This window comes from Ferroplasma sp. Type II (assembly GCF_000496155.1).
The window spans coordinates 1-2,133 of the sequence record NZ_KI542701.1 but is presented as its reverse complement, the minus strand read 5'-3'; the positions used below and the strand labels follow the sequence as shown (position 1 = coordinate 2,133).

Annotated in this window: 2 protein-coding genes; one reads left to right on the top strand and one right to left on the bottom strand. The window is 32.9% G+C overall.

Going from position 1 to position 2,133, the window contains the following annotated elements; all coding sequences use genetic code 11:
• Positions 1-15 precede the first annotated feature (15 nt).
• Positions 16-243, top strand: a complete 228-nt coding sequence (locus AMDU4_RS04475; RefSeq protein ID WP_021786791.1) for a hypothetical protein — start codon at positions 16-18, stop codon at positions 241-243.
• A 40-nt stretch (positions 244-283) separates the two neighbouring features.
• Here AMDU4_RS04475 and AMDU4_RS04470 read toward each other — a convergent pair whose 3' ends face one another.
• Positions 284-1,840: an IS1634 family transposase gene (locus tag AMDU4_RS04470; protein WP_021786790.1), complete on the bottom strand. Its 1,557-nt coding sequence runs from the start codon at positions 1,838-1,840 to the stop codon at positions 284-286.
• Positions 1,841-2,133: the final 293 nt, after the last annotated feature.

Genomic DNA, 2,133 nt, shown 5'->3' with positions numbered 1-2,133 from the left:
TTTGGAGGTTGGTAAATGAATAACATTAAAAATAAAAGCATGGAAAATAATCCAATTAGAAGAAAATTAAAAGAATTAATAATAATTGCTATATTTTTATGGATTATATTTGATATCATAGGATTATTATATTTATCATTACATATAGAGTTTCTACTTTATGCATTCTATATGATAATGGCGGTTATTGTGTTAATATTTATATATGTTATAAAAAATAAGCACAAAATTTCAAATAAATAAAAAATTTAATAAATAATATAGAATTAATATCATTATATCCTTAACTCCGTAGAAATGTAGGCACATGATCCACAGGAATTGAAAGATTTTCCAGTATTTCCCTTTGTTTTTTAGTAATTTCTGTAATTATTTCTCTATTATTCTGAAGTCTTATCTTCCTGATCTTATGCAGTTCCAGCAACATCTTCTCAAGAGAGTACCTTTCTATCAGTTTTGTTTTGCCCATCATCTTAATGAGGTGTGATCTTACTGTTAATGCAATGAGATTTACAAAGAGATGGCCTCTCAATGTATCTATTCCATGTACTCTTAAGGGTTCTGCACCCAGGAAACTCTTGGAGTTAAGGAAGAGTTTCTCCACAGAATCCCTTTCCCTGTACATGGTGAGTGCATCTACACTGTTAAAGTCCCCAAGGAAGGTTAATATGGTGATTCCACATCTGTTTACCCTCTGTGATACTGCCTTTTCCATTATATTGACTGTGAATTTATCCTCATATTTCCATGATATGAAATGCAGATAGGGACCCATAATCTCTGCTGCTATCTCTTTTATTCTCTCATATTTCTTGATCTTCCTTTCTTTAATCCTGTCTATACGGGCATACAGTGAGGAGTAGAATACTTCCCTCTCAATTTTGTCCCTATTTGGTTGATAGTATATCCATGCCTTAATTACATTGCCTGATATGTTAATATCTCTAGATTCAGCAAATATAACCTCATCACCAACCTTGATCATATTGATACCTCTTTCTATGGTTCTGCGTGAGAGAATTGCTATGCGTTTCACCTCATTCAGTGTATATGTTGCAGGCATGATGAATTCAATACCTGTGGATTTATGAAAGGATAGAAGTTTGTCTATATTGGTGGATGAAAACATGCCCCTATCCATGATAAGTATTGTGTTGTCTATACCTGAAGATCTCAATATCTCCACTGTATTCATAACTGTGGAGACATCAACAACACTACCAGGATAGAGATCGTAGAATATTGGAATTCCAGATTTCCTATCCTGTACCATGGATACGTTTACCTGTGGCAGGTCAGGGTCAGATCTAGAATAGCCAAATTCCAGAAATTCCATATTTCTGGAGTAGGATGAAAAGGATGTTATATCATAGTACAGTGCATCTGTCTTTCCTGTTATCTTCAGTATCTCATTGAGATATGCGTGATTTAGGTCCATTCTGCCAATGTTCCCCATACATTTTGAAATATTCTGTGAGGAGAGATCCAGATCCTCATACAATGTACTTAGATAGGTATCATCAAACCATGAAGAGATATTGTTCATACTCTCATGCCTGATAATACGATTTATTGCCATTATCATGATCAGGTCTGCATAGTCGGGTGCAATACTCTTCAATATCTTATCTATATTCAGATCCTGTATTGCCTTCATAACAGGAATAAGGTCTCCATATGAGTATGTTTTAACTGTGCTTTCCACTGGTTTGCCATCCTTAACAATTCCAATGTATTTAGATCTCTGTTTAATCTTCTTTGTAGCTGTATCATAATATGGCGTAATTTCATAGAGATATTCCTTCCCGTGTATCTTTTTAACTCTATCAAAGCTCTTCATATAGTTACAGTAGGCACATATACATTATAAATATTACTATGTAAAAAATCAAATACATGCAGATTAATCTAATGAATACATGTAAACATGTAAACATGTGCCTACAAATTTAAGGAATTAAGGTTATATTATATGAATTCAAATAATAATACATTAAATAAATTCGGTATAGAATATTCATATATTGCATCGGCAATGAACAGTATGTTGAAATCAACGAATAATGGAATTAAGAATATTAGCATAAGTGAAAGCAATGGAATTATAATAGATGCAAATTGGTGGTGTGCTGT

Coding starts and splice junctions, on each gene's coding strand:
- AMDU4_RS04475 (WP_021786791.1), top strand. CDS start 16: ATGAATAACATTAAAAATAAAAGCATGGAAAATAATCCAATTAGAAGA.
- AMDU4_RS04470 (WP_021786790.1), bottom strand. CDS start 1,840: ATGAAGAGCTTTGATAGAGTTAAAAAGATACACGGGAAGGAATATCTC.